22 protein-coding genes are annotated in these 25,567 nt (G+C 73.6%); 13 read left to right on the top strand and 9 right to left on the bottom strand.

What is annotated here, in order from left to right; translation table 11 throughout:
• Window positions 1-3 precede the first annotated feature (3 nt).
• The 4 genes from ACQEVZ_RS21260 to ACQEVZ_RS21245 form a co-directional block, all read right to left on the bottom strand.
• On the bottom strand, window positions 4-828 hold the full coding sequence (locus ACQEVZ_RS21260; protein ID WP_433369113.1) for a hypothetical protein: 825 nt from the start codon (window positions 826-828) through the stop codon (window positions 4-6).
• 1,585 nt (window positions 829-2,413) lie between these two features.
• On the bottom strand, window positions 2,414-3,784 hold the full coding sequence (locus tag ACQEVZ_RS21255; protein WP_433369110.1) for a TldD/PmbA family protein: 1,371 nt from the start codon (window positions 3,782-3,784) through the stop codon (window positions 2,414-2,416).
• 82 nt (window positions 3,785-3,866) lie between these two features.
• Window positions 3,867-5,303 (bottom strand): TldD/PmbA family protein, encoded by a 1,437-nt coding sequence (locus tag ACQEVZ_RS21250; protein ID WP_433369107.1) that lies wholly within the window; start codon window positions 5,301-5,303, stop codon window positions 3,867-3,869.
• Between the two features lie 53 nt (window positions 5,304-5,356).
• Complete coding sequence (locus tag ACQEVZ_RS21245) at window positions 5,357-5,641, bottom strand: 4a-hydroxytetrahydrobiopterin dehydratase (RefSeq protein ID WP_344503747.1); 285 nt, start codon at window positions 5,639-5,641, stop codon at window positions 5,357-5,359.
• Between the two features lie 34 nt (window positions 5,642-5,675).
• Here ACQEVZ_RS21245 and ACQEVZ_RS21240 point away from each other — a divergent pair, with 34 nt between their 5' ends.
• Window positions 5,676-6,515 carry a hypothetical protein gene (locus tag ACQEVZ_RS21240; protein ID WP_344503746.1) on the top strand — a complete coding sequence of 280 codons (840 nt, stop codon included), beginning with the start codon at window positions 5,676-5,678 and terminating at the stop codon, window positions 6,513-6,515.
• Here the strand turns inward: ACQEVZ_RS21240 and ACQEVZ_RS21235 are convergent.
• Window positions 6,493-8,589: a prolyl oligopeptidase family serine peptidase gene (locus tag ACQEVZ_RS21235; protein WP_433369103.1), complete on the bottom strand. Its 2,097-nt coding sequence runs from the start codon at window positions 8,587-8,589 to the stop codon at window positions 6,493-6,495. The genes ACQEVZ_RS21240 and ACQEVZ_RS21235 overlap by 23 nt on opposite strands.
• Before the next feature lie 144 nt (window positions 8,590-8,733).
• On the opposite strand from ACQEVZ_RS21235, the gene mshB reads away from it, so the two are divergent.
• The 3 genes from mshB to ACQEVZ_RS21220 are packed head-to-tail and all read left to right on the top strand — an operon-like array spanning window position 8,734 to window position 11,091.
• A complete protein-coding gene (gene mshB / locus ACQEVZ_RS21230) occupies window positions 8,734-9,582 on the top strand; it encodes an N-acetyl-1-D-myo-inositol-2-amino-2-deoxy-alpha-D-glucopyranoside deacetylase (RefSeq protein WP_433376907.1) in 849 nt (282 codons plus the stop codon).
• Window positions 9,579-10,583, top strand: coding sequence for a hypothetical protein (locus tag ACQEVZ_RS21225; RefSeq protein WP_433369100.1), 1,005 nt, complete (start codon window positions 9,579-9,581; stop codon window positions 10,581-10,583). The genes mshB and ACQEVZ_RS21225 overlap by 4 nt, the downstream gene beginning before the upstream one ends.
• Window positions 10,584-10,626: 43 nt before the next feature.
• A complete protein-coding gene (locus ACQEVZ_RS21220; protein WP_344503742.1) occupies window positions 10,627-11,091 on the top strand; it encodes a hypothetical protein in 465 nt (154 codons plus the stop codon).
• A 209-nt stretch (window positions 11,092-11,300) separates the two neighbouring features.
• Here the strand turns inward: ACQEVZ_RS21220 and ACQEVZ_RS21215 are convergent, their stop codons facing one another.
• Window positions 11,301-12,248, bottom strand: coding sequence for a GNAT family N-acetyltransferase (locus ACQEVZ_RS21215; RefSeq protein WP_433369096.1), 948 nt, complete (start codon window positions 12,246-12,248; stop codon window positions 11,301-11,303).
• Window positions 12,249-12,354: 106 nt separating this feature from the next.
• On the opposite strand from ACQEVZ_RS21215, the gene fdxA reads away from it, so the two are divergent.
• Entirely contained in the window at window positions 12,355-12,681 is a 327-nt protein-coding gene (gene fdxA, locus ACQEVZ_RS21210; protein WP_344503740.1) for a ferredoxin, read from the top strand.
• Window positions 12,678-13,802 (top strand): succinyldiaminopimelate transaminase, encoded by a 1,125-nt coding sequence (gene dapC / locus ACQEVZ_RS21205; protein WP_433376904.1) that lies wholly within the window; start codon window positions 12,678-12,680, stop codon window positions 13,800-13,802. Before fdxA ends, dapC begins: the two co-directional genes overlap by 4 nt.
• A 76-nt stretch (window positions 13,803-13,878) precedes the next feature.
• Here dapC and dapD read toward each other — a convergent pair whose 3' ends face one another.
• The gene (gene dapD, locus ACQEVZ_RS21200; protein WP_344503739.1) at window positions 13,879-14,817 is read right to left on the bottom strand and encodes a 2,3,4,5-tetrahydropyridine-2,6-dicarboxylate N-succinyltransferase; all 939 of its coding nucleotides are present in this window, start codon (window positions 14,815-14,817) and stop codon (window positions 13,879-13,881) included.
• A 33-nt stretch (window positions 14,818-14,850) separates the two neighbouring features.
• Between dapD and dapE the strand changes: the two genes are divergently transcribed.
• Window positions 14,851-15,918, top strand: coding sequence for a succinyl-diaminopimelate desuccinylase (dapE, locus tag ACQEVZ_RS21195; RefSeq protein ID WP_433369092.1), 1,068 nt, complete (start codon window positions 14,851-14,853; stop codon window positions 15,916-15,918).
• Window positions 15,919-15,944: 26 nt separating this feature from the next.
• Here the strand turns inward: dapE and ACQEVZ_RS21190 are convergent, their stop codons facing one another.
• Complete coding sequence (locus ACQEVZ_RS21190; protein WP_344503737.1) at window positions 15,945-16,079, bottom strand: hypothetical protein; 135 nt, start codon at window positions 16,077-16,079, stop codon at window positions 15,945-15,947.
• Window positions 16,080-16,190: 111 nt separating this feature from the next.
• Window positions 16,191-16,775, bottom strand: a complete 585-nt coding sequence (locus ACQEVZ_RS21185; protein WP_433369089.1) for a DUF3152 domain-containing protein — start codon at window positions 16,773-16,775, stop codon at window positions 16,191-16,193.
• Between ACQEVZ_RS21185 and ACQEVZ_RS21180 the strand changes: the two genes are divergently transcribed.
• The 6 genes from ACQEVZ_RS21180 (at window position 16,768) to ACQEVZ_RS21155 (ending at window position 25,553) form a co-directional block, all read left to right on the top strand.
• Window positions 16,768-17,034 carry a hypothetical protein gene (locus tag ACQEVZ_RS21180; protein WP_433369086.1) on the top strand — a complete coding sequence of 89 codons (267 nt, stop codon included), beginning with the start codon at window positions 16,768-16,770 and terminating at the stop codon, window positions 17,032-17,034. The genes ACQEVZ_RS21185 and ACQEVZ_RS21180 overlap by 8 nt on opposite strands.
• Window positions 17,031-17,825 carry a TIGR00730 family Rossman fold protein gene (locus ACQEVZ_RS21175; protein WP_344503735.1) on the top strand — a complete coding sequence of 265 codons (795 nt, stop codon included), beginning with the start codon at window positions 17,031-17,033 and terminating at the stop codon, window positions 17,823-17,825. Before ACQEVZ_RS21180 ends, ACQEVZ_RS21175 begins: the two co-directional genes overlap by 4 nt.
• Window positions 17,825-18,391 (top strand): TIGR00730 family Rossman fold protein, encoded by a 567-nt coding sequence (locus ACQEVZ_RS21170; protein ID WP_433369082.1) that lies wholly within the window; start codon window positions 17,825-17,827, stop codon window positions 18,389-18,391. The genes ACQEVZ_RS21175 and ACQEVZ_RS21170 overlap by 1 nt, the downstream gene beginning before the upstream one ends.
• A gap of 48 nt (window positions 18,392-18,439) precedes the next feature.
• Complete coding sequence (locus tag ACQEVZ_RS21165) at window positions 18,440-21,577, top strand: ATP-dependent helicase (protein WP_433376901.1); 3,138 nt, start codon at window positions 18,440-18,442, stop codon at window positions 21,575-21,577.
• Entirely contained in the window at window positions 21,574-25,287 is a 3,714-nt protein-coding gene (locus ACQEVZ_RS21160; protein WP_433369079.1) for a UvrD-helicase domain-containing protein, read from the top strand. The genes ACQEVZ_RS21165 and ACQEVZ_RS21160 overlap by 4 nt, the downstream gene beginning before the upstream one ends.
• A gap of 104 nt (window positions 25,288-25,391) precedes the next feature.
• Window positions 25,392-25,553, top strand: a complete 162-nt coding sequence (locus ACQEVZ_RS21155) for a hypothetical protein (protein WP_344503732.1) — start codon at window positions 25,392-25,394, stop codon at window positions 25,551-25,553.
• Window positions 25,554-25,567: the final 14 nt, after the last annotated feature.

Genomic DNA, 25,567 nt, shown 5'->3' with positions numbered 1-25,567 from the left:
TCCTCAGTTGAAGAACCGGAAGTCGGTGATCCAGCCGGCCGAGACCGCCATCACGTACGCGTCGGCGATGATCACCGAGAACAGCGATGCCCACGCGTACTGCTGGTGCTTGGCGTTCAGCTTCGAGACGAGCCCCCAGGCGCGGTACCGCACCGGGTGCTTCGAGAAGTGCTTGAGCCGCCCGCCGATGATGTTCCGGCACGAGTGGCAGCCCAGCGTGTACGCCCAGATCAGCACCGCGTTGACCGCCAGGATCAGCGTGCCGAGCCCCATGCCGACGCCGCCGTCCTTGCCGTGCCAGGCGATGACCGCGTCGTACGTCAGGACCGAGCCGACCAGGATCGCGGCGTAGAAGAAGTACCGGTGGATGTTCTGGAAGATCAGCGGGAAGCGGGTCTCACCGGAGTAGGTCTTGTGACCGTCCGGGACCGCGCACGCCGGCGGCGACAGCCAGAACGAGCGGTAGTACGCCTTGCGGTAGTAGTAGCAGGTCAGCCGGAACCCGCCGGGCAGCACCAGAATGATCATCGCCGGCGACATCCACGACGGCAGCTGCGGGATCGGCTGGCCGAGGAAGTGGCTCGACCCTTCCACGCAGCTCTGCGTCAGGCAGGGCGAATAGAACGGCGCGAGGTAGTGCTCGGCACCCGCCCAGTAGTAGTCGTTCATGATGGCGCGGACCAGGCCGTAGACCACGAAGGCCCCGAGACCGAGGAACACCAGCAGCGGCTGCAGCCACCACCTGTCCGTCCGCAACGTTTTCTCGCTGATCGCTGCGCGGGGCCCCGCGCCCGAGGCTGACCGAAGCCTGGCCGGCGTGGTCGTCATGGTGGTTGCTCCCTGGACGGGCCGATGTACCGATCTGTGGTCGGTGCACACGTTACGCCGGAACGCATCCGGCCTTGTGATCGCCCTCACCCGCAGGCCTAACCACCGATTTTCCAGCCCGCACCCCGCCACTTACGTGTCCCCGCCCGCCACCTTTCACCCGCCCTTCACCCCTGCGCACCCCAACCCGCTGCAGCAACGCCCCGCCCACCCGGCCCCACCCCTCTGCAACCACATCGTCCCAGCTCAAGGCCCAATCAAGTGGCCGCCCTCACTGAACCTGCCCATGCGCCGCCGCCCCGCCCACCGCCGCCGCGTTCCTGACCGCCCTCATCCAGACACCCACCGAACCGCCCCCTGTCTTCCACCCCTTCCGAGCCGCCGGCACCGCCCACCCGCACCCCGCCGCCAGCAGTGGCATTTTCCACACCGGGCCCACCCGCCCACCAAGATCACCCCGCCGCGCCACCCACCAGCAACGCGCCGCCCCGAGTCACGGCACCGACCGGACCCGTCCTCTCCGTTCTCACTGTTACGTCAGACAGGCCGCGTCCACATCGGAGCCGCACGGGCCGTTCACCTGCGGACGTGGTCGTCGGTCCTGACTCCGCGGCTCGTCTGCAGGCTGCCGGGAGGGTCGGGCGGTTCATGCCGGACCTGCACTGGCGTTCACTGTGGACGTGCCTGCCAGCGGTTCGTCGCTGGGCTCGGCGGCGCGCGGCCCGTCCTGACGCTGCGACCCGCCCGCTGGCCACCGGCACGTCAGACAGGCCGCGTCCACGTCGGAGCCGCACGGGGCGTTCATCCCGGACGCGGTTGCCGGCAGTCCCACGTTGGGCTCGGTGGCGCGAGGATCTTCCCGACTCCGCACGGGTCCGATCGAGTCTGGCCTGCCGAGGCGTCGCGGCGCGTCGAGGGCCATGCAGCGCCCGCCTGGCCGCCGCTTCGAGACATGCCGTTCCCGGGATGAGCTCTGCGGACGTGGTTGCGGGCGGTTCCGCGCTGAGGCTCGGCGGCGTGAGGATCTTCCCGACTCCGAATGGGTCCGATCGAGGCTGGCCTGCCGAGGCGTCGCGGCGCGTCGAGGGCGTGCAGCGCCCGCCTGGCCGCCGCCGCTTCGAGACACGCCGTTCCCCGGGATGCGCCCTGCGGACGTGGTTGCCGGCGGTTCCGCGCTGAGGCTCGGTGGCGTGAGGAACTTCCCGGCTCCGCACGGGACCGATCGACGCCGGTCTGCCTGGCGCTGCGGCGCGTCGAGGGCGTGCAGCGCCCGCCCGGCGCCGCTTCGAGACACGCCGTTCCCCGGGATGCGCCCTGCGGACGTGGTTGCCGGCAGTTCCGCGTTAAGGCTTGGTGGCGCGAGGAACTTCCCGACTCCGCACGGGACCGATCGACGCCGGTCTGCCGGGCGCTGCGGCGCGTCGAGGGCGCGCAGCGCCCCTACGGCCGCCGCCGCTTCGAGGGCATGCCGCGTCCCCAGCCATACGCCCAGCGGCGTTGCGTCCGGGCGGCGTTGCGTCTGACGGCGGCGCGTCCGGGCGGCGGTGCGGAGTCGGGGGTGCGAGGGGTGCGAGGTCTGAGGGCGTCAGCCAGAGGCGCCGCCGGTGTAGTTCCACGAAGCGAGGCGCAGCGCCGGGGCGGACGCGCCCGACTCCGACCAGGCGCCCGGCAGCTCGACGGCGCGTGGGCCGACGCCCAGCACGGCGCCGGGGGCCAGGGCCTGCGGGTAGGACTGGGTGAAGCGGAAGTTGCGCACCGGGGTGGTCACCACGCCGTCCTCGATGAGCCAGACGCCGTTGCGCGTCAGGCCGGTGACGACCAGGGTGCGCGGGTCCAGGACGCGGGTGTAGTGGTTGTCGGTCACCAGGAGGCCGCGCTCCACGCCGGCGACCAGGCCCGCCACGCCCGAGTCGGCGGCCGGGCCGTCGACCTCGACCGGTGCGGGCCCGTCGTGTGCGAGCAGCCGCAGGCTCGAAGGCACCGCGCCGAAGCTGGCGCCGCCCGGGATCGCGTGGCCCGTCGAGGTCGCGCCCGCCTTCGCGGCCGTGCGCCGGTCGTGCACGAGGGCGGTCGACACGCCCGCGTCGACCAGGACGACCCGCTGCCGCGGGGTGCCCTCCACGTCGAACGGCAGCACCGTCGAGTCGGCCGCCGTCGCGTCCTCGACCAGCGTCACCGCGGGGTCGAACTGGGCCGCGCCCAGCTCCAGGAACGACTGGCGGTCCTGCACCATCTTGGCGTTGAAGCCATACATCGCGAGGAACTGCAGCACGTCGGCGACGGCCGTCGGCTCCAGCACCACCTCATACCGCCCCGGCGGCAGCTCCACGGGGTCGACGCCGGCCCTGGCCTTCGCCGCCGCCCTGGCCCCCAGGACCGCGCCGTCGAGGTCGGCGAGGCGCACCGACGCGAGCCGGGCCAGGCCGTCCGACGTCGCGGTCCGCGCGATGCCGTCCATCGCCGCGCCCGTCCTGCCGCCTGTGACGTGCTGGCCGGCGGAGTTGGCGTAGACGACCCGGGTCGACGACGTGCGGCAATACCCCGCCGCCTCCAGCCCGGCCGCCTCGTCGACGAACGCCCGCACCCTCGCCGCCCGGTCGTCCGGCGACGCCGCCGCGGTCGCCTCGTCGACGTTGCCACCGAAGGCGACGGGTGCCGGCGGGGCCAGGCCCGGCCAGGTCGGGTCGGCCGGCGCGAGCCGCATCCCGGCCACCGTGCGCTGGACGAAGTCCTCGATGCCCTCGATGCCCATGACGACCGTGCTGGTCGCCGTCGCGGTCCGCCCGTCGGCGTGCAGCCTGAGCCGCACCTCCGTGGTCTCGTCGGCGACGTTCTGGTGGATGTACGAATTGGCGAACCTGGTCAGCGCCACCGCCGACCGGCCCACCAGCACCTCGGCGTCGATGCCGTCGCCGACCAGCTTCAGGATCCGCTCGGCGAGATCGGTCTCGCTCATGCCGCCACCTCCGCTGCGCTCCGGCGTCGGCCTGAGCCAACCTGCCATGCTGATTCGCGGCCCGAGCCGCTCCGCTGGCCGCTCATCCCCTGACCCCCACCCGCACGTTTTGGAACCGGGCCGCCGAGGCCGGATGGCCCGTGTGCCCGATCTGGCCCGGCTGGCCCTTGCCACAGTTGGGCGTGCCCCACGCCGTCGTCTCCGAGCCCAGCATGTCCATCGAGCCCCAGAACTTCGGCCCGATGCCGGTGTAGGTCGGGTTGCGCAGCATCCGCCCGAGCTTGCCGTCCTTGATCTCCCAGCCGACCTCGCAGCCGAACTGGAAGTTGAGCCGCTTGTCGTCGATCGACCAGGACCGGTTGAGGTCCATCAGCACGCCGTCGGCGGTCTCGGCGATCATCTCCTCGAGGGTGTGCGGCCCGGGGGTCAGCCCGACATTCGTCATGCGCACCATCGGCAGCCGTGCCCAGCCGTCGGCCCGCACGCTGCCCGCATAGTCCAGGCCCGCGACCGCCGCCGACTCCCGGCCGGCCAGGGTGCCCACCCAGATCCCGTCGCGGACCGCGTGCCGCGGCTGCGCCGGCGTCCCCTCGTCGTCATAGCCGAACGAGCCGAGCGCACCCGGGATCGTCGGGTCGATCGTGATGTTCATGAGCTCGGAGCCGTAGCGCAGCCGGCCGAGCTGCGCCAGGTCGAGCCAGCTCGTCCCCGCGAACGCCGCCTCCCACCCCAGGATCCGGTCCAGCTCGATCGCGTGCCCCACCGACTCGTGGATCTGCAACGCCATCTGCTCGCTGCCCAGGACCAGGGTCGTCTCGCCGGCCGGGCACTGCGGCGCCGACAGCAGCGCCCGCGCCTCGTCGGCGATCCGGGCGGCGTGCGCCGTCAGGTCGAGCTCGTCGACCAGCTCCCAGCCCCTCGTCCCATACTGCCCGCGATACGACGGATAGGACCTGCGCTGCGTCTCCCCGTCGCCGATCACCGTCGCGGAGATGCCCGCCCCCGCTTCGCGGATGTGCTGGTCGATGCGGTGCCCCTGCGACGACACGAACCACTTGCGCGTGTCCCAGATCTGATACAGCCCCTCGGCGATGTCGGCGCCGCCCTTGTGCGCCTCCGCCGTCGCGCCCGTCAGCAGGTCGCCCTTCGTCGACAGCGCCACGCCCAGCGGGTCGACCTCACACGCGCTCGCCCACGAGTCGGTGCGGGCCTCGATCTCCACCAGGTCCACGGGCGGCCCGGGCACCGAGGCCGACGCCCGCGCGATCGCCGTGGCCCGCTCACCCGCCCGCCGCGCGGCGTCGCGCCCCAGGTCGGGTAGGGCGAAGAACCCCCAGCTCGACCCGACCAGCGCCCGCACGCCGACGCCGGCGTCCTCGGACTGGCTCAGGTCCTCGATCGCGCCGTTGCGCGCGCTCATCGACTCGGACCGCCGGTGCATCACCCGCGCGTCGGCATACCGAGCCCCGGCCGCGAGGGCCGCTTCAACCGCCGCACTTGCCACGTCGAAGTGGGTCATGGTTGGACACTACCGACCCGCTACGACATTTTTCGGGCCCGGAACGAAAGCGCCTATCCGATCAGGTCGTTGATCTGGCCGGCGAGGGCGATGTCCCTACTGGTCACGCCGCCTTCGCTGTGGGTGACCAGGCGGAAGGTCACCGTCCGCCAACGGATGTCGATGTCGGGGTGGTGGTCGGCCTGCTCGGCCACGTGGGCCACCTCGGCCACCAGCCGGATGCCGTCGAGGAACGTCCCAGCCTTCACCGAGCGTTCGATGCCGGATGTGTCGCCGGCCCAGCCGTTGAGGTGGGCGAGGGCGGTGGTCACCTCGTCGCTGTCGAGAAGCGCGGTCATGCCGGAAACGCTACGCCTGCCGTAGAAAGAGAGCATGTCGATCGCCGGTGTCACCCGCGAATTGCTCGTGCGCTACCTCGACCTCTGGGTGCCGGGGGCGGTGCACTCGCCGCACGGGGCGACGTTCCTGCACGGCTCCGCGACGGAGCTGGACGGTGACATCGCGGAGGCGGCCCTGAGGGCGTGCGCCGAGTTCGGAGACCGGTTGTCCAGAAAGCGGCTGACACTGCTGTACGTCACGGCGGCGAAGGGACTGGAGCAGCGGCTCAGCGCCGTACAACGTGAGCTGCGGACACCGGCTGAGCTGTCGGTGCACGTCATGTCCGGCGACGTGGCGGTGCTGCTGAAGGCGCTCGGCGCGAGGTCCGGCCCGCTGCTGTCCATGATCGAGGGGATCGACCCGGCGGTCGTCGCCGACGCCAGGCCGGCCGAGGTGATCACCGTCGATGTGCCGCGGGACCGGTTGCGGGACTTCGAGCTCACCACCGCGGTGACGCTGGTCGGACCGCAGGCGGAGCGGACGATCGGCTTCGGCACGCGGTCGGCGAAGAGCCTTGAGGCGTTCAAGAACGAGATGTGGGCCCTCGACGAGTACGCCGGCGTCCGGTACCGCGACCCCAATGACCCCGAGGGTCACCTCATGGACATCACCCTCGACCCGAACCCGGGCGCGCTGCGGCGCGAGCTCCTGACCTACCTGCGCGGGGGCGACAGGTCCGTCACCGAGCTGAAGCGGTTCGCCCTCACTGAGACGGTGTACCGCGCCGCCGACGCCGTCAAGGTGGTCACCGCGCTGCTGCAGAGCGGCGCGGTGACCAGGGAACCGAAGGAGGGCCGCCTCGGCGGCGACGTCAGGATACGGATCGCCGGATGAAGTCCAGCTCGATGCGCAGCAGCTTCTCCGCCAGCCCGCCCGCGGCCATGTGCGTCGCGCCGGTCAGCGGGATCATCGAGTGCGGCCGGCCCGCGGCGAGCAGCGCCGCCGACAGGCGCAGCGTGTGCGCGGCGACCACGTTGTCGTCGACGAGGCCGTGCACGAGCAGCATCGGCCGGGCGTCCTCCGGGCGCACGGGCGGCTCGGCGGCCAGCTCGATCAGCGAGTTGTGGCTGTACACCTCCGGCGCGTCCGCGGGCAGCCCCAGGTAACGCTCCGTGTATGCGGTGTCGTACAGCGCCCAGTCGGTGACCGGTGCGCCGACGACCGCGCAGTGGTAGACGTCCGGGCGGCGCAGCACCGCCAGCGCCGACAGCCAGCCGCCGAACGACCAGCCGCGGATCGCGACCCGGTCCAGGTCCAGGTCGGGGTGCTTCTCCGAGAGCGCCTGCAGGGCGTCGGCCTGGTCGGTGAGGATGACGTCGGAGAAGCGCCGGTGGATCGACTTCTCGAACGTCGGCGACACCCCGGGGGTGCCCCGGTTGTCGATCGTGACGACGGCGAACCCGGCGTCGGCCCACCACTGCTTCTCCAGCCAGCGGGCCCGCGCCGCGACGACCTCCTGGTGGCCCGGCCCGCCGTAGATCGCCACGAGGACCGGCAGCTTCCGCCCGGCGACGTGCCCGCGCGGGTAGAGCACGGCGGTGGGCAGCCTCCGGTCGGTGACCCGCTCCAGCACCGGCCTCGGGGCGAAGGGCGGTGTCGCGGCGAGCGACGCGATGGTGCCGATCTCTGCGTCGTCGTGGCGGATGGTGTACTGCCAGCCGGCGTGCTCCAGCGTCTGCGACCCGATCACCACCGTGCGGGCGGCCGCGTGCGCGACGTGCCAGCCCGGCTCGGAGGTGAGCCGCTGCGCCTGCGCGCCGGCGTGCGAGACGGGGACGCGGAACACGTGCTGCTCGCTCGGCTCGCCCTCGCTGGCCTCGACGATGAGGTCGCCGGCGAGACGGCCGGCGACGCGCCGCACGTACAGGTCGGGCGGCGTCAGCAGGCTGCCGTCGGCGAACAGGCAGCGCGCGTCGTAGCCGTCGTGCGCGAGCTCGCCGCCGACGAGGACCCGGCCGTCGGCCAGGTGCTGCGGGGTGCCGGGGACCGGCTCGACCCAGCGCGGGTCGGCGAGCTCGGCGTGCACCTGCGTCTCACCGGTCCGCGGGTCGACCGCGATCACCAGGCCGTGCTGCTGCAGGCGGCGCAGCACCGTGAGCAGCGGGCCGCCCTGCTCGGTCCACGAGGCCTCCACCAGGTACGGGTACGTCTCCCGGTCCCAGTGCACGTCCACCCAGCCGCCGTCCAGGTCCAGCACGTGCAGGGTGACCTTCGCGTTGGTCGCGCCGGCGTGCGGGTACGCCACCGTCGTCGGCGGCTGGTCCGGCTGCGACGGGTCATGCAGGTGCCAGCGCGGCACCCGCGACTCGTCGACCCGGGCGGTCAGGATGCTGCGGCCGTCCGGCGACCACCAGTAGCCCCGGAAGCGGTGGAACTCCTCCGCGCCGATGAACTCCGCGAGGCCCCAGGTCACGCCCTCCTCGCCGGCCAGCACCGCGTCGGTCCCGTCGGGCTCGATCACACGGAGTGCGCCGCCCGTCACGTACGCCACCCGCTGCCCTGCCGGATCCGGTCGCGGATCGACGGCGGGCCCGGCCGTGCGCAGCTCCGTGAGGTCACCGGTCAGCAGGTCCACCCGGAAGAGGCGCCCCCCGAGCGGGAAGACGGCCATCACGCCGGCGCTGTCCATGGCGTACGAGCCGATGCCGCCCGCCGACAGCCGCAGCCGCTCGCGCAGGGCCCGCTCCGCGGGCGGAAGGTCGGCTTCGACGCTCAGGAGGACGGCGGGGTCGGCGAGGAGCCGCTCCGCCCTGTCAGCCACGTCGAACACCCACAGGGCGTCGCGGCTGTCCTCGGGGCCTGACGAGCGCAGGAACACCACCCGCGCCCCGTCCGAGGTCACCGTCACGGCGCGCGGAGCGCCATAGGAGAAGCGTCGGGTGCGCGCGGCCAACTCCGGATAGTCCACCCCGGAATGTTTACCCGAAGCGGCCCGATTGTCATGCTCCACCGGCGCCGCGCCGCGGGGGAAGTGTCATACGCACGTCGTAGAGTTGGCGCTGTGAGTGCTCGGAGCATCCTTTTCGTCCATGCGCACCCCGACGACGAGTCGATGGGGACCGGCGCGACGATGGCCCACTATGCGGCCGCCGGCGCGCACGTCACCCTGATCACCTGCACGCTCGGTGAGGAGGGCGAGATCCACCGGCCCGAGCTCGCCGGGCTCGCCGCGGGTGCGGCCGACCAGCTCGGCGGCTATCGCATCGCGGAGCTGGAGGAGGCGTGCCGCCGGCTCGGGGTCACCGACCACCGGTTCCTCGGCGGCGCCGGGCGCTATCGCGACTCCGGGATGATGGGCACCCCGCAGAACGATCACCCCCGCGCGTTCTGGGGCGCCGACCTCGACGCGGCCGCGACCGAGCTGCTGGAGGTGATCCGCGAGATCCGCCCGCAGGTCGCGGTCACCTATGACCCCAATGGCTTCTATGGCCACCCCGACCACATCCAGGCGCACCGGGTGCTGATGCGGGCCGTCGAGCTGGCCGACGCCGAGGGCATCGCGCCCGCGAAGGTCTACTGGACCGCGGTCCCGCGCAGCGTCCTGGAGGCCGGCATGCGGGAGTTCCGCGACTCGTCGGACAACCCGTTCGCCGACGTGGAGAAGCCCGAGGACCTGCCCTTCGGCACCGCCGACCACGAGATCGCGGCCCGCCTCGACGGGCACGAGTTCGCCGAGGAGAAGACCGCCGCGCTGCGCGCCCACGCGACGCAGATCCCGCCGACGTCGTGGCTGTTCGCGATCGCCGGCAATTTCGGCGCCGAGTTCATGGGCGTGGAGTATTACCAGCTCGCCCGTGGCGTGAAGGGTCCCGGCGTGGGGCCGCACGGCTGGGAAGAGGACCTGTTCGCGGGCCTGGACATCGAGGCGCCCGCCCCGCAGCTGGAGACCGCGGCGTCGTGACGAAGCGGAAGGCGGTGACCGCACCGCGCGCAGGCCAGTCCGGCGCCGCGCGGGCAGACCTGTCCAAGCCGGCGGGCGCCGACGCCACCGCGGCGGGCGCCGACGCCACCGCGGCGGGCGCCAGCGCTGCCGCGGCCGGGAGCGGCCCGGCGGGCGACGGTGCTCCGGCGAAGGGGAGCGGCCCGGCGAGCGACAGCGCTGCTGCGGCGGCGGCCGGGAGCGGCCCGGCGGGGGACGGTCCGGTGGTCGGGGACGGTCCGGCGGTCGGTGGCGGACCCGTGCTCGGCAGGAGTCCGGCAGCGGGTGATGTCAGTGCCGCCGAGGGCGGTCCGGCCGGCGCCACCGCGGGCGAAACGGCGGTTGGTGGTCGACCCGTGCTCCACAAGGGTCCGGCGGCGGGCGATGTCAGTGCTCCCGAGGTCGGTGGGGACGGTCCGGGCGGCGGGGTGGAGCCCTATGCGCCCGGCAGCGGGTTCGCCGTGCCCGGTGGCGAAGAGGCGCCGAAGCCCGAGGTGGCCGGCGGGCCGCTCGACATCGTGATCACGATCGGCGGGCTGGTCGTCGCGGTGCTGCTGGCGGTGGCGCTGGCGGTGTTCGAGGCGTTCCTGGCGCCGTTGCGGGTGTCCGACCTCGGGCTGTCCGGCACCGGGACGAGCAACATGCGGATCCCGCTCGCGCTGGTGCTGGCGCTGGTGACGAATCCGATGCTCGGGTGGTTCGCGTTCACGACGACGGGCCGGCGGTTCGCGGCGTTGCTGCCGGCGGGTGCCTGGTGCGTCGTCTGGATCTTGGCGGCGGGTCGCACCACCGAGGGCGACCTGCTCATCACCAACGACAACTGGGTGGGGCTGCTGACGCTGTTCGCGGGGCCGCTGGCGTTCGCGATCGGCATCTACGTCACGGCGCTGCGGCAGCGGGTCGCGGGCTCAGCGAACTCGAAGGCAACGCCTCTTGCGCCACAGAGCGTGGGAAAGGTAGACACGTTCCCGCACCGTCCGTGACCCTCGGCGGCGCACGGGGAGCGAACATCAGCGGAGGCTTGTGATGAAGGAGCGTTGGCTGCCCGTCGGCCTCATCGCCGGGGGGCTCTTCCTCGTCAACGTCGTCGCGCGGCTGGTCGTGCGGTTCGCCGCCGGCAACGACGACGATAAGCAGGTCACGATCGGCCTGTGGGCGCTGTTCGCGGTCGGTGCCGTGATGATCCCCGTCGCGTTCTGGTACGGGCGCCGCCACCCCATGCTCCGCCTCGTGGCCGACCTGGGCATCGCCGTGGTGTCCGCGTGCGTGCTCGCGGTGCTGGTCGGGCCGTTCGTGTCGGGCGCCACCCCGTTCGGCGACGGCGTCGGGCTCGTCTTCCGTCAGTTCTTCTACTTCGTCGGCCTCTCCGCCATCGGCGCGGTTCTGGGCGTGCTCGCGCTGATGACGCTCGGCTGGGACTACCGGTCGCAGTCGTGGAAGCGGTACATCGACCGCGCCGGCACCAAGCCCCGCCGCATCGTCCGTCGCTAGCCGACCCGCCCTCGCCCTGCCCGTCGATGTGGCCGGCGGCCCGCAAGCCGGCGGCTCTGGTGCCCGTCGCCGGCCGGCTGTGAGGCAGTCGTGGGGAAGGCGCGGCGGCGTGCCCGGCAACTCGCGCAACTTCGCCCGCCCGCCGTCCGGCTCCGCTGCCTGGATCAAGATCGAAGGACGACGGCTTCGATCTGGGACGCCGTGACCAGTCAGCCGGTGGGCAGGACCCGTGTCTGGTAGACGTGGTGCGTGGTGAAGCCGAGCTTCTCGTACAGGGCGACCGCCCCCGTGTTGCGCTGCTCCACCTGCAGGTAGGCGTCGGTGGCGCCGGCTTCCATGGCCCACGCGGTCAGGGTGCCGAGGACGCGCCGGGCGAGGCCCTGGCGCCGGGCGTGTTCGTCGGTGCCGATCAGGGACAGGCCCAGCCAGCGGCCGTCGGGGTCGGCGACGCAGCCCCGGCCGGTGGCCAGCAGGGTGCCGGCGGGGTCGCGCAGCGAGGCGAACCGGACGGCCGCCACGCCGGTGAGGACGCCGCGGGCGGAGGGGGGCAGCGGGCCCTTCCGGCCGGCGACGGCGGTCAGCCACTCGTCCGACGGCGAGGCGTCGAGCGTCACCTGCGGATCGGCGGCGGCCGGCAGGTCGGCGAGGCGGGCGGTCATGAGCAGCGTCAGCGGCATCGGGGTCCAGCCCCGGCGGTCGAGCTCATCGTCGATGCGCTGGAAGAGCGGCAGCGGGACGCTCATCGCCGGCGGGAGGGCGCGCTGCTCGTACCAGCGCGAAACCGCGTCGACGGCATCGGGCAGCGGCAGGTCGGGGTCGCCGACCGGGAGGGCCGAGTTGCCGCGCATGGTCCAGCCGTCGGTGGCGCGCAGGAGCCAGTCGCCGAGCTGGTCGCGCTCGCCCGCGGGCCAGCCGGCCGCGGCGGCGACCTCCAGGGACTCGGTGGGCGTGAGGCGGCGCCGGTCGGGCACGGGCTTGGCCCTGTGGATCTCAGCGATTGGAACGCGGACGGCGCCGGTCCGCCCACGCACTGTGAGATGCGTCTCGGTGATCTCGACGAGTCGGCCCAGAATGTCCGAGTAGAGGGGTCGATCGCCGCGCTGTCCCACGATGCGGCGCACGACGACCCGACTTCCCACATGCTGTGGACCGAGCACGCTGCACCTCCAGAACGGCGGGATACTAGGCTCGTACCGCCGCGGTAGGGATGCGGCGGGGTTCGCCAACCACGTTGGCAGCCTCAGGTGCGAAAGAGGGCGACCCGTGACATACATCATCGCCGAACCTTGCGTGGACCTGCTCGACAAGGCGTGCATCGAGGAGTGCCCTGTCGACTGCATCTACGAGGGCAACCGCATGCTCTACATCCACCCGGATGAGTGCGTCGACTGTGGTGCCTGCGAGCCGGTGTGCCCGGTCGAGGCGATCTTCTACGAGGACGACGTCCCGGAGAAGTGGAAGGACTTCGTCGGCGCGAACTACTCGTTCTTCGACGAGCTGGGCTCGCCCGGTGGCGCGTCGAAGGTCGGGAAGGTCGAGAAGGACGCGACGTTCGTCGCCGGCCTGCCGCCGCAGGAGCACGACCACTGACCGGCATCGTCTCGCACACGGGAAGTCCCGCCGCCCGGCGCTCGCTCGCCGCCGGGCTTCCGGACTTCCCGTGGGACCGCCTGGAGCCGGCGAAGGCCAGAGCCGCAGAGCACCCCGACGGGCTGATCGACCTGTCGATCGGCACGCCCGTCGATCCGGTGCCCGCGGCGATCCGTGCTGCCCTGGCGGCGGCGTCGGACTCGCCCGGCTATCCGCTGACCGCCGGCACCCCGCAGCTGCGGGCCGCGATCCGCGCCTGGGTGACCCAGTGGTGTGCGCCGGCCGGCGACGGCTTCGGCGTGCTGCCGACGATCGGCTCGAAGGAGCTCGTCGCGTGGCTGCCGACACTGCTCGGGCTCGGCCCCGGCGACACCGTGGTCATCCCGCCGGTCTGCTACCCGACGTATGAGGCCGGCGTGCAGCTCACCGGCGCGACCGTGGTGCGGTCCGACTCGCTGATGGCGCTCGGCCCGGCGCGGGTCCGCCTCGTGTGGGTCAACTCGCCGTCCAACCCGACCGGTCGCGTGCTGCCAGCCGCCCACCTGCGCAAGGTCGTCGACTGGGCCCGCGAGCGCGGCGCCGTCGTGGCCAGCGACGAGTGCTACCTGCCGCTGCCGTGGGAGGCCGAGCCGGTCTCGATCCTGTCGGTCTGCGACGGTCGCTTCGACAACGTCCTCGCGGTGCACTCGCTGTCGAAGCGCTCCAACCTGGCCGGGTATCGCGCGGGCTTCGTCGCCGGCGACCCCGCCCTGGTCGACGAGCTGCTCGCCGTCCGCAAGCACGCCGGCATGATCGTCCCCGCCCCGGTCCAGGCGGCGATGGTGGCGGCCCTCGGCGACGAGGCGCACGTCCAGGAGCAGCGCGACCGCTATGCCGGCCGCCGGGCGGCCCTGCGCGAGGCGTTCACCGCGGCGGGGTTCACCGTCGAGCACTCCGAGGCCGGCCTGTACCTGTGGCTGACCCGCGACGAGGACTCCTGGGACACGGTGGCCTGGCTGGCGGAGCGCGGCATCCTGACCGCGCCCGGCGCGTTCTACGGCCCGGAGGGCAGCCGGCACGTCCGGGCCGCCCTGACCGCGACCGACGAGCGCGTCGCCGAAGCGGTGAAGCGCCTGCAGTAAGGCCGAATCCCATGATCCGGTAGAGATGTTGTCGCCAGAGCGGCGATTTCTCTACCGGATCATGGGGAAGCCGGCGTCAGTTGGCGTGCAGTGCGGCGTTCAGCTCGATGCCGCGGCCCGCCCGCTCGCGGACCTCGAGACGGCCCGAGACCGAGTTGCGGATGAACAGCAGGTTGGACATGCCGGACAGCTCGCGCGCCTTCACGACCCGGTCGTCGGGCAGGGTGAGCTTCGAGCCGGCGGTGATGTAGCAGCCCGCCTCGACGACGCAGTCGTCGCCGAGCGAGATGCCGATGCCCGCGTTGGCGCCCAGCAGGCAGCGCTCGCCCAGCCGGATCACCTCTTTGCCGCCACCGGAGAGCGTGCCCATGATCGAGGAGCCGCCGCCGACGTCGGTGCCGTCGCCGACCACGACGCCCGCGGAGATGCGGCCCTCCACCATCGAGGTGCCCAGGGTGCCGGCGTTGAAGTTGACGAAGCCCTCGTGCATGACGGTCGTGCCGGGGGCCAGGTGGGCGCCCAGGCGCACCCGGTCCGCGTCGGCGATGCGGACACCGGACGGTGTGACGTAGTCGACCATGCGCGGGAACTTGTCGATGCCGAAGACGTTGAGCCGGCGCCCCGCGAGACGCTCGGCCAGCCGCAGCTCGTCGACCTGGTCGGGCAGGCACGGGCCGGCGGAGGTCCACGCGACGTTGGCGAGCAGCCCGAACTGCCCGTCGAGGTTGGCCTGGTGCGGCTGGATGAGCCGGTGCGAGAGCAGGTGCAGCCGCAGGTAGGCGTCGGCCGTGGAGGCCGGTGCGTCGCCCAGGGAGCCGATCTCGACCCGGACCACCTCGACGGACAGCGACGGCAGCGGCGCCGCGCCGGTCGGGGCGAGCGCCGGCACCTCGGCCGGAAGCGCGCCGAGGCCGAGGTGACCGGTGGGGAACCAGGCGTCCAGGACCTGACCCGAGGAGGCCACGGTGGCCAGGCCAAGTCCCCAGGCGGGGGAGTCGATGTAGGCGGTCGTCACGTGACCGAACGCTACCGCATCTAGGGTATGGGCATGCTGACGCGTGACGTGCTCGAAGACCCGGTGGCCCTGACCCGAGCCCTCGTCGACATCGAGTCGGTGTCCGGCGACGAGGCGGAGATCGCCGACCAGGTCCAGCACGCACTCGCCGGCACGGGGCTGAAGGTGGAGCGCTTCGGGCACACGATCGTCGCGCGCACCGAGCTGGGCCGGCCGGAGCGCGTCGTGCTCGCCGGGCACCTCGACACGGTCCCGCTCAACGACAACTGGCCGTCGCGCACCGAGGGCGGCCTCATGCACGGCTGCGGCACGTCGGACATGAAGTCGGGCACGGCGATCGCGCTGCACCTCGCGGTCACCGAGCAGGCGCCCCGCCACGACGTCACCTACGTCTTCTACGAGTGCGAGGAGGTCGACTCGGCGCGCAACGGGCTGAAGATCCTCGCCGACAAGCGGCCGGAGCTGCTGACCGACGCGTCGTTCGCGCTGCTGCTGGAGCCGACGCACGGCCTCGTCGAGGCGGGCTGCCAGGGCACGCTGCGGGTCCTCGCCCGCACCACCGGCCGGCGCGCGCACTCGGCCCGGTCCTGGCTCGGCGACAACGCGATCCACAAGGCCGCGCCGATTCTGCGGAGCCTTCAGGTGTACGGGCCGCGCACGGTCGTCATCGACGGCTGTGAGTTCCGCGAGGGGCTGAACGCGGTCCGGATCGGCGGCGGCGTCGCGGGCAACGTGATCCCCGACGAGTGCGTGGTCGAGGTCAACTTCCGGTTCGCGCCCGACCGCTCCGAGGAGCAGGCCGCCGCTCATGTACGGGAGGTGCTCGCCGGCTTCGAGCTGGAGATCGTCGACTCGGCGCCGGGTGCGCTGCCGGGCCTGGACGCGCCGGCGGCCCGGGAGTTCCTCGCCGCGATCGGGCAGCCGCCGCGGGCGAAGCTCGGCTGGACCGACGTGGCCAGGTTCGCGACCCTCGGCGTCCCGGCGCTCAACTACGGCCCCGGCGACCCGAACCTCGCCCACAAGCAGGACGAGCACGTCGAGCTCGACAAGATCGTCGAGGGCGCCGACGTGGTGCGGCGCTGGCTGACGGCAGGCGCATAAGGCCGCGCGGGACGCCGTAACCGGCCTCAGCGCTCGTGCGTTGAGGGATCCGGGGGTTCGACCTGCGGGCCCAGGGCGGCCAGCAGGCGGCGCACCGCGAGCACCTCGCGGATCCGCCGGTTCATCTGCCGCCTGCGACGGTCGTGCTCCGCACGAGTCATGCCGGTCACCCCCTACACCTTGCCGTCCGGTATATCGGGAATGACGCGATGAAACCGGCGAACGTTGCCCTCTGCACCTGATTTCTCACCGATGGCCGACGAACGACCTGATCACCGCGGTGCGGGCGGTCCCGTCACAAACGTCCTGCCGTCCGGGTACGGCCACGGGTTCCGCTCGCATCCCTCGAGACCGAACGTCTGCCGCGCCATCACCGGCGCCGGCGCGCCCTTGCGCGGGCAGACCGCGTGGCCGTTGCCGAGGAAGTGACCGACCTCGTGGTTGACGACCATGTCCCGGTAGTCGCCGAGCACCGGATACCAGGGGACGCCGAGCTGCCACCGCTTCAGGTTGATGATCACGTCGCGCCCGCCGCGGCAGGAGACCTCGCCGCGGGTGCGCACGCCCCGCCTCGCGCACATCGAGTCGGTCGTGGCGGGGGTCGCCAGGTGCACGGTCAGCTCGCTCGGCTGCCCGCCGGGCACCCGCTGGAAGGAGACCCGGCCACCGGCGATCCAGCTTCTCGGATCTCCCAGCGTCGCGTGTACCGCCACCGCGAACTCCTCCGGATCGACCCCTGACCCCTGTTCGGTGGCGACCGTGTACCGCACCAGCCGTCCGGCCCCGCCGGTCGGCTCGCCCGCGACGGCGCTGTAGTCGAACTTCCCGGTGCCGCTCGCCGGGACCGCGGTGACCACCGGCGAGGGCGTCGGCGACGGCTCCGGCGATGGCGATGGCGATGGCGATGGCGATGGCGAACGGGACGGCGAAGGGGACGGTGAGTCCGGGGGAGACGGCTGGGCCGCGATCGTGCCGTCCGGCACCGCCGCCGTGCCCAACCCGTACCAGACCGCGCCGACACCGGCGGTGACCGCGACCGCCAGTGCGACGACCAGTCCCCGCCGCCGCCCCATGGCTGCATTGCATCACGACATCCACGTACGGTGGGGACCATGACCGAGGGTAGGACCAGTCAGCCGCGCGAGCGGCACCGCGGACCGGTGACGCTGCGCCGCGACTCGATTCCGCCGAGCACCGCCGACCAGCGGCTGCTCGACTCGCACCTGCGCGGCGAGTGGAAGACGAAGGACGCGTGGCGGGCGCTGCGGATCCTCAGCGAGTTCGTCGAGGGCTTCGACACCCTCGCCGACCTGCCACCGTCCGTGAGCGTCTTCGGCTCGGCCCGCAGCAAGCCCGACAGCCCCGAATACCGGCTCGGCGAGGAGCTCGGCGCGGCGCTCGCCCGGGCGAACTACGCGGTCATCACCGGCGGCGGCCCCGGCGTCATGGAGGCGGCCAACAAGGGTGCCGCGGACGCCGGCGGGCTGTCGGTGGGCCTGGGCATCGAGCTGCCGTTCGAGCAGGGCCTCAACGAGTGGGTCGACCTCGGCATCGACTTCCGCTACTTCTTCGCCCGCAAGACCATGTTCGTCAAGTACGCGCAGGCGTTCGTCGTGCTGCCCGGCGGCTTCGGCACCCTCGACGAGCTGTTCGAGGCGGTGACGCTCGTGCAGACGAAGAAGGTCACCCGCTTCCCGGTGGTGCTGATGGGCACCAGCTACTGGCAGGGCCTGGTCGACTGGCTCCGCGACACCATGCAGGCCGACGGCAAGATCGGCCCCGAGGACCTGGGCCTGCTGTACCTGACCGACGACGTCGACGAGGCTGTGCAGTACATCGTGGACGCCGGATCCGAGGAGATCGAGGTGGCGTCCGCCCGCCGGACCGCGCGGGAGGCGAGCGGCTGATGGCGGCGATCGGTGTGTTCTGCGCCTCGTCGCAGCGGCTCGACCAGCGCTGGCTCGACCTCGCCCACCAGCTCGGCGTCGAGATCGGGCGGCGCGGCCACGAGCTGGTCTCCGGCGGTGGCTGCGTCGGCATGATGGGTGCCGTCGCCGACGGCACCCGCGACGGCGGCGGCCGCACCTACGGTGTCATCCCCCAGTCCCTCGTGGACCTGGAGGTCGCCGACACGAAGTCCGACGAGCTCGTCGTCACCGACGGCATGGCGTCGCGCAAGACGCTGATGATCGAGAAGGCGGACGCGTTCGTGGTCCTGCCCGGCGGCCTCGGCACCCTCGACGAGCTGTTCGAGGTGTGGACGACCGCCATGCTCGACCTGCACCGCAAGCCGGTGCTGCTGTTCGACGCCGACGGCTTCTACGCCGGCCTGCTCGAGTGGCTGCGCGGCCTCACCACCCAGGAGTTCGTCCGCCCGTCGGCGATGACGATGCTGCTGATCTCCCGGGACGTGCCGGAGTCACTCGACCTGCTGGAGGCGAGCCTCCTCGGAGGAATTGTCGGACGGTCGTGATTGCATAGCGGCGTGACCGCGACCGCTGCCCCCCGCCGTGCCTTCCGTCTGGTGCGGCGCCCCGCTCCGGCGGCGGTCGCGATCGAGGCCGACCCGTGGCAGCGGCTCGTCGTGGAGCACACGGCCGGGCCGCTGCTCGTCGTCGGCGGCCCCGGCACCGGCAAGACGACCACGCTCGTCGAGGCCGTCGCCGCGAGGGTCGCCGAAGGGGTCGAGCCCGACAGGATCCTGGTGCTGACGTTCGGCCGGCGCGGCGCGGTGCGGCTGCGGGACACGATCGAGGCGCGGCTGGGCCGCGCGGCGGGCCTGCGGACCACCGCCGAGCCGATGGTCCGCACGTTCCACGGCTATGCGTTCGGGCTGCTGCGCCGCGCCGCCGTCGAGCGCGGCGAGCCGTCGCCGCGGCTGCTCACCGGCCCCGAGCAGGACCTCGTCATCCGCGAGCTGCTGCAGGACTCGCGGGCGCCGTGGCCCGAGGCGCTGCGCGGCGCGCTCGGCACCCGCGCGTTCGCGACCGAGCTGCGCGACCTGCTGCTGCGCGCCGTCGAGCGCGGCGTCGGCCCGCAGGGGCTGGCCCGGCTCGCGGTCGTGCACCAGCGCCCCGACTGGGCCGCCGCGGCCGCGTTCTTCGAGGAGTATCTGCAGGTCCTCGCCCTGCGTGACGCGGCCGGCCGGGGCGCCGTCGCCTATGACTACGCGGAGCTGGTGCGGGCCGCGGCGGGGCTGCTGGCCGACCAGCCCGACCTCCTCGCCGCCGAGCGGCGCAGGATCGAGTGCGTCTACCTCGACGAGCTGCCCGACACCGACCCCGCCCAGATCGAGCTGCTCGACCTGATCGCCGGCTCGGGCGCGCACCTCGTCGCGTTCGCCGACCCCGACTCCTCGACGTTCGCGTTCCGCGGCGCCGACCCGGGGATCGTCGCCGACTTCCCCGACCGGTTCCGCACCGCCGGCGGGCGGCCCGCGCCGCAGGTGATCCTGCCCGGCTCGCGCCGGCTCGGCGACGGGCTGCTCGCGCCGACCCGGCGGGTCGCGTCGCGGCTGCGCGGTCCGTCCCGGCACCGGCTGCTGGAGGCGTCCCGCCCCGGCGGCACGGTGGAGACCGCGACGTTCGGCTCGGAGACGACGGAGGCGGCGTTCCTGGCGCACCGGCTCCGCGAGGCGCACCTGCTGCGCGGCGTGCCGTGGTCGCGGATGGCGGTCGTGGTGCGCTCCACCGCCCGGCAGCTCGCGCCGCTGCAGCGGGCCCTGCACTCGGCGGGCGTGCCGACCGTCACCGAGGCCGAGGACCTGCCGCTGCACCTGCAGCCGGCGATCGCGCCGCTGCTGCTGCTCCTGCGCTGCGCCCTGGACGCCGACCGGCTCGACGAGGACGCCGCGATCGCGCTGCTGCACTCGCCGCTCGGCGGCGCCGACCCGCTCGCCGAGCGGCGCCTCAGGCAGGGCCTGCGCGCCCTCGCGCTCGCCGCCGGCGACCGCCGCCCGTCCGGGGTCCTGCTCCTGCGGGCGCTGCGCGACCCGGGCGAGCTCGCCGAGGTCGAGCGGCGGTGGGCGGCACCGGCCCGCACCATCGGGCAGCTGCTGCGGGCCGTCCGCGACGCCGCGGCCCGGCCCGGCGCCACCGCCGAGGAGGTGCTGTGGACCGCCTGGCAGGGCAGCGGCCTCGCCGACCGGTGGACGGCGCTGAGCTCCCGCGGCGGCCACCGCGGCGCCGCCGCCGACCGTGACCTCGACGCCGTCGTGTCGCTCTTCGACGCCGCGGCCCGCTTCACCGACCGGCTCCCCGGCGCCGGCATCGCCGTCTTCCTCGACCACGTCGAGGGGCAGGACCTGCCCGCCGACTCGCTCGCCCCGTCCGCCGACCGCGGCGACGCCGTCCGCATCCTGACCGCGCACGCCGCGAAGGGCCTCGAGTGGGACGTCGTCGCCGTCGCCGGCGTGCAGGAGGGCGTCTGGCCCGACCTGCGGCTGCGCGGCAGCGTGCTCGGCTCGGAGCTGCTCGTCGAGGTCCTCGCCGGCCGCACCATGGAGACGATCGGCCGGCTGTCGGCGCTGCTCGACGAGGAGCGCCGCCTCTTCTACGTCGCCGTCAGCAGGGCCCGCGAGCAGGTCCTCGTCACCGCGGTCGCCTCCGGCGACGGCGAGGAGCAGCCGAGCCGCTTCCTGCTGGAGCTGGCCGGTCTCGACCCGGACGCCGACGCCGGCGGCGGCGCCGTGTTCGAGCCGCCCCGCGCGCTGACCCTGCCGACGCTCGTCGCCGAGCTGCGGGTGGCCCTGATCGACCCCGACGCCTCCGCCGGCCGCCGCGCCGCGGCCGCCGCGATCCTCGCCCGGCTCGCCGCCGAAGGGGTGCCCGGCGCCGACCCTGACAGCTGGTGGGGCCTGCCGCCGCTGTCCGACGACCGCCCCCTCGTCGACGCCGGCGAGCCGGTGACCGTCACCCCGTCGACCGTGGAGAGCGTCGACCGGTGCAGCCTGCGCTGGCTCCTGGAGCGGCACGGCGGGAAGCTGGCCCCGTCGCCCGAGCAGTCGATCGGCAACCTCGTGCACGCCGCCGCGATGCTCGCCTCCGACGCCACCGCCGACAGGGCCCAGCTCGTCGCCTATGTCGCCGACCGGTTCGACGCGATCGAGCTCTCCGCGCGCTGGCTCGCCGGCCGCGAGCGCGACCGCGCCGAGACCATGCTCGACAAGCTCATCGGCTGGCTCGCCGGCAACCCGCGCCGCCTCGTCGCGATCGAGCAGGACTTCCTCGTCGAGCTCGCCGACCCCGACGGCCCAGTCGAGATCAAGGGCCGCGTCGACCGGCTCGAGCTCGACGAGCAGGGCCGTCTCGTCGTCGTCGACCTCAAGACCGGCAAGTCCATCCCCGCCAACGCCAACCTCGCCGAGCACCCGCAGCTCGCGGCCTACCAGGCGGCGATCGAGCTGGGCGCCTTCGAGGAGTCCACCGTCTCCGGCGGCGCCTCCCTGGTCCAGCTCGGCGGCGAGACCAATGCCGCCCGCGAGCAGGTCCAGGCCCCGCTCGGCGAGTCCGGCGACCCCAACTGGGCGCAGGCGCTGGTCCGCAAGACCGCCCAGACCATGGCGGCCTCCACCTTCAACGCGGTCGTCAACAACAAGTGCCGCGTCTGCCCGGTCAAGACCTCCTGCCCCGTCTCGGGCAAAGGCCGGCACGTCACATGACCCAGACCGAGCACCAGAGCGCCGGCGGCGGGAAACTCGACCGGCGGGTGAGCTTCCCGCCGGTCGAGCTGGCGAAGCTGCTCCGGCAGCCGGCGCCGACCGCCCAGCAGGCGGCGGTGATCGCGGCGCCGGTGGAGCCGTTGCTCGTCGTGGCGGGCGCCGGGTCGGGCAAGACGGAGACGATGGCGGCGCGGGTGGTGTGGCTCGTCGCCAATGGGCACGTGCGCCCCGAGCAGATCCTGGGGCTCACGTTCACCAGGAAGGCGGCCGGCGAGCTGTCGCACCGGATCCGGCAGCGGCTCGGGCAGCTGGTGCGGCGGCTCGGGCGCGACGACCTGATCGCGGGGGAGCCGACCGTCGCCACCTACCACTCATATGCGGCGCGGGTGGTCCGCGAGCACGGTGTCCGGGCCGGCTTCGAGCCGAGCACGCGGCTGCTCACCGAGGCCGCGTGCTGGCAGCTCGCCGACGCGGTCGTCCGCGGGTATGACGGCGACATGACGGCGGTCGCGTCGGCGCCGTCGACCGTGGTGGACGCGGTGCTGCACCTGGCCGGGGACCTCGCCGAGCACCTGCGGGAGCCGGAGGACGTCGCCGCGTGGACCGGGCGGTTCTTCGCCGAGGTGAGCGGCAAGACCGGCAAGATGGCCAAGCCGGTCCGTGACGTGCTGTCCCGGCAGCAGGCCCGGCTGCAGCTGTTGCCGCTGATCCGGCAGTACCAGGAGAAGAAGGCGCTGCTGGAGGCGATGGACTTCGGCGACCAGCTGTCCAGGGCGGCCCGCGTCGCGCTCGCGCATCCCGAGGTCGGCGCCGTCGAGCGGGACCGTTTCCGGGTGGTGCTGCTCGACGAATACCAGGACACCAGCCACGCGCAGGTGGTGCTGCTGCGGTCGCTGTTCGGCGGCGGCCACCCGGTGACCGCCGTCGGCGACCCCTGCCAGTCGATCTACGGCTGGCGCGGCGCGTCCGCGGGCACCCTGGAGCGGTTCCCGACCGAGTTCCCGACCGTGGCCGGCGACCCCGCCGGCGAGCTGACGCTGACCACCAGCTGGCGCAACCGGCCCGAGATCCTCGACGTCGCCAACACGATCTCCGCGCCGCTGCGGGCGCACGGGGCCCGGGTCGCCGAGCTCGCCCCGGCCGACGTGCTCGCCGAGCCGGCGTCGACCGCGACCGTCCACTGCGCGCTGCTCGACACGTATGCCGGCGAGGCCGCCTGGATCGCCGACCGGGTCGTCGCGTCGTGGCGGCTCGCGGCGAAGGTCGCGCCCGACACGTTCCCGCTCGACATCCCCGTCGACGACCGGCCGACGACGGCGGTGCTGGTCCGCACCCGCGCGCAGATCCCCGCGCTGGAAAACGCGCTGCGCTCCCGCGGCCTGCCGGTCGAGGTCGTCGGGCTCGGCGGCCTGCTCGACACGCCCGAGGTCCGTGACGTCGTCAGCGTCCTGCGGGTCCTCGCCGACCCGGCCGAGGGAGCGGCGCTGCTGCGCATCCTGACCGGCCCGCGGTGGCGGATCGGGCCGCGTGACCTCGTCGCACTGTACCGCCGGGCCCGCGCCATCGCCGCCGCCCGCCGGGCAGGGCCGGAGGACGAGGAGCCGGCCCTCGCCGACCGGCTCGACGAGGCGGTCCTGGTGGAGGCCCTCGACGACCTCGGCGACGCGGCCGCGTATTCGGAGCCCGGGTTTGCCCGCTTCGCGGCGCTCGGCACGGAGCTGCGCCGCCTGCGCCGGCGCCTCGACCAGCCGCTGCCGGACCTCGTCGCCGACATCGAGCGCGCCACCGGCCTCGACGTCGAGGTCGCCGCCCGGCCCGGCGACGCCGGCCTGGCCCGCGGGCACCTCGACGCGTTCAGCAACATCGCGGCCCGCTTCGCCGGCGAGTCGGAGGGCGCGACCCTCGGCGCGTTCCTGGCGTTCCTCGCCGCCGCGGAGAACGAGGAGCGCGGCCTCGCGCCCGGCGAGGTCGAGGTCGTCTCCGGCGCGGTGCAGATCCTGACCGCGCACGCCGCCAAGGGCCTCGAGTGGGACGTGGTGTCGGTCGCCGGTCTCTGCGCCGACGTGTTCCCCGGTCCGAGCAACGCCGGCGACCACTGGCTGCGCGGCCTGGGCGTGCTGCCCTTCCCGCTGCGCGGCGACAGCGGGGGGCTGCCGGTCCTGGACCTGTCAGCGGCCGCCGACATCAAGGGTGTCGTGCGGCGGCTGGAGGCGTTCACCGAGGACTGGCGCCACCACGACGTGCGCGAGGAGCGGCGCCTGGCCTATGTGGCGGTCACCCGCCCCCGCCGGCTGCTGCTGGCCAGCGGCTACTGGTGGGGCGACGGCGTCAAGCGGGCCCGTGGGCCGTCGGTCTTCCTCGACGAGATCCGGGAGCGGTGCGCGTCTGGCGCCGGCATGGTCGACGTCTGGGCCGACGCCCCGGCCCCCGACGCGCAGAACCCGACGGCCGAGCAGGTGCCGAGCGCCAGTTGGCCCGCCGACCCCCTCGGCGCCCGCCGGCCTCTTCTCGAAGCGGCGGCGGCGATGGTACGGGCAGCGACCGCCGCTCTCACCGCGCCACCGTCGCCACCAGCGGAGACGGCCACTGCGGAGGCAGGGGCGTCCTCCGCGGCGGTCGTGACGCTCGCCGCGGAGGACGAGTTGGCTCCCGCGGCGGTCGGGACGGTCGCCGCTGAGGACGAGGTGGCTCCCGCGCCGGTGTCGGTGGCACCGTCCTTCGCGTCGGACGTGGACGACCCGCACCCGGTCGGGACGACCGCTGCGGACGAAGGGGACGTTTCCGCGGCGGTCGGGACGGACGTTGCGGACGGAGGGGACGTTTCCGCGCCGGTCGGGACGGACGTTGCGGATGGAGGGGGCGTTTCCGCGCCGGGCGCGTCGGTCGCGCGGGGTGTCGCGTCGGGTGCGGACGATTTGAGCCCGGCCGTGGCCGGTAAGGGCGTCGGGGAGGCGCCAGTCGTACATACGCCGCAAACGCCAAGAGTGGACTGGCCGGACGAGGTCCTGGCGGACGGGTCGGGGCAGCGCTGGGCGGCGGAGGCGGACCTGTTGCTGGCGGAGCGGGCCCGGATCACGCCGCAGCTCAACGCGCCGGTCGAGGTCGTGCTGCCCGGGCACCTGTCGGTGTCGCAGCTGGTGGCGCTGCGCCGTGACCCGCAGCGGCTGGCCCGGACGCTGCGCAGGCCGCTGCCGTCGCGCCCGGATCCGTACGCGCGCCGGGGCACCGCGTTCCACCACTGGCTGGAGCAGCGGTTCAAGGCGGAGCGGCTGCTCGACCTCGACGAGCTGCCCGGCGCCGCCGACGAGGGCGCCGCGCCCGACGAGGCCCTCGCCGAGCTGCAGGCCAGGTTCCTGGCGGGGGAGTGGGCCGACCGGGTGCCGCTGGACGTGGAGGTGCCGTTCGCCTCCGTCGTCGCCGGCGTGGTGGTCCGCGGGCGGATGGACGCGGTCTACGCGTATCCCGACGGCCGCTTCGACGTCGTGGACTGGAAGACGGGCGCCCAGCCCACCGGCGCCGACGCGACCGCCGCGGCGGTGCAGCTCGCCGCGTACCGGCTGGCCTGGTCGGAGCTGCGCGGCGTGCCGCTGGAGCAGGTCGGCGCCGCGTTCTTCTACGTCCGCGACGGGGTGACGGTCCGCCCGGCCGACCTGCTCGACACCGACGGCCTGCTGGCCTTGATCGCGGCCCTGCCCGCGTCCGGTCTCTAACGAACTGCCGTCAAGCTTCCGACACCTCGCTGTCCACGGAACCTCGGCGTCCTCGAAGCTGTCCAAGGGGCATGCGGACGGGCATGCGAGGGGAAGTGCGCACGATGCAGGCATCGCACACGCGCGAGGTGGCACTGGTGGTCGGGGTGGCGACCGCTGGGGTGCTGACCGCCGCCCTGATCGTCCTCGGTCCGGTCGCCGCCGCCGACACGCCCAGATACCCGCAGGTCACCGACGTGCGCACGCCGGCGCAGCCGCAGCCATAGCCGCTTTTGGCAGA

It is taken from the genome of Dactylosporangium sp. CA-152071, from assembly GCF_050936335.1.
In the GTDB taxonomy this organism is placed as follows: Bacteria; Actinomycetota; Actinomycetes; order Mycobacteriales; family Micromonosporaceae; genus Dactylosporangium; species Dactylosporangium maewongense.
The sequence above is the reverse complement of the archived record's forward strand: the minus strand, read 5'-3'. Positions and strand labels throughout refer to the sequence as shown.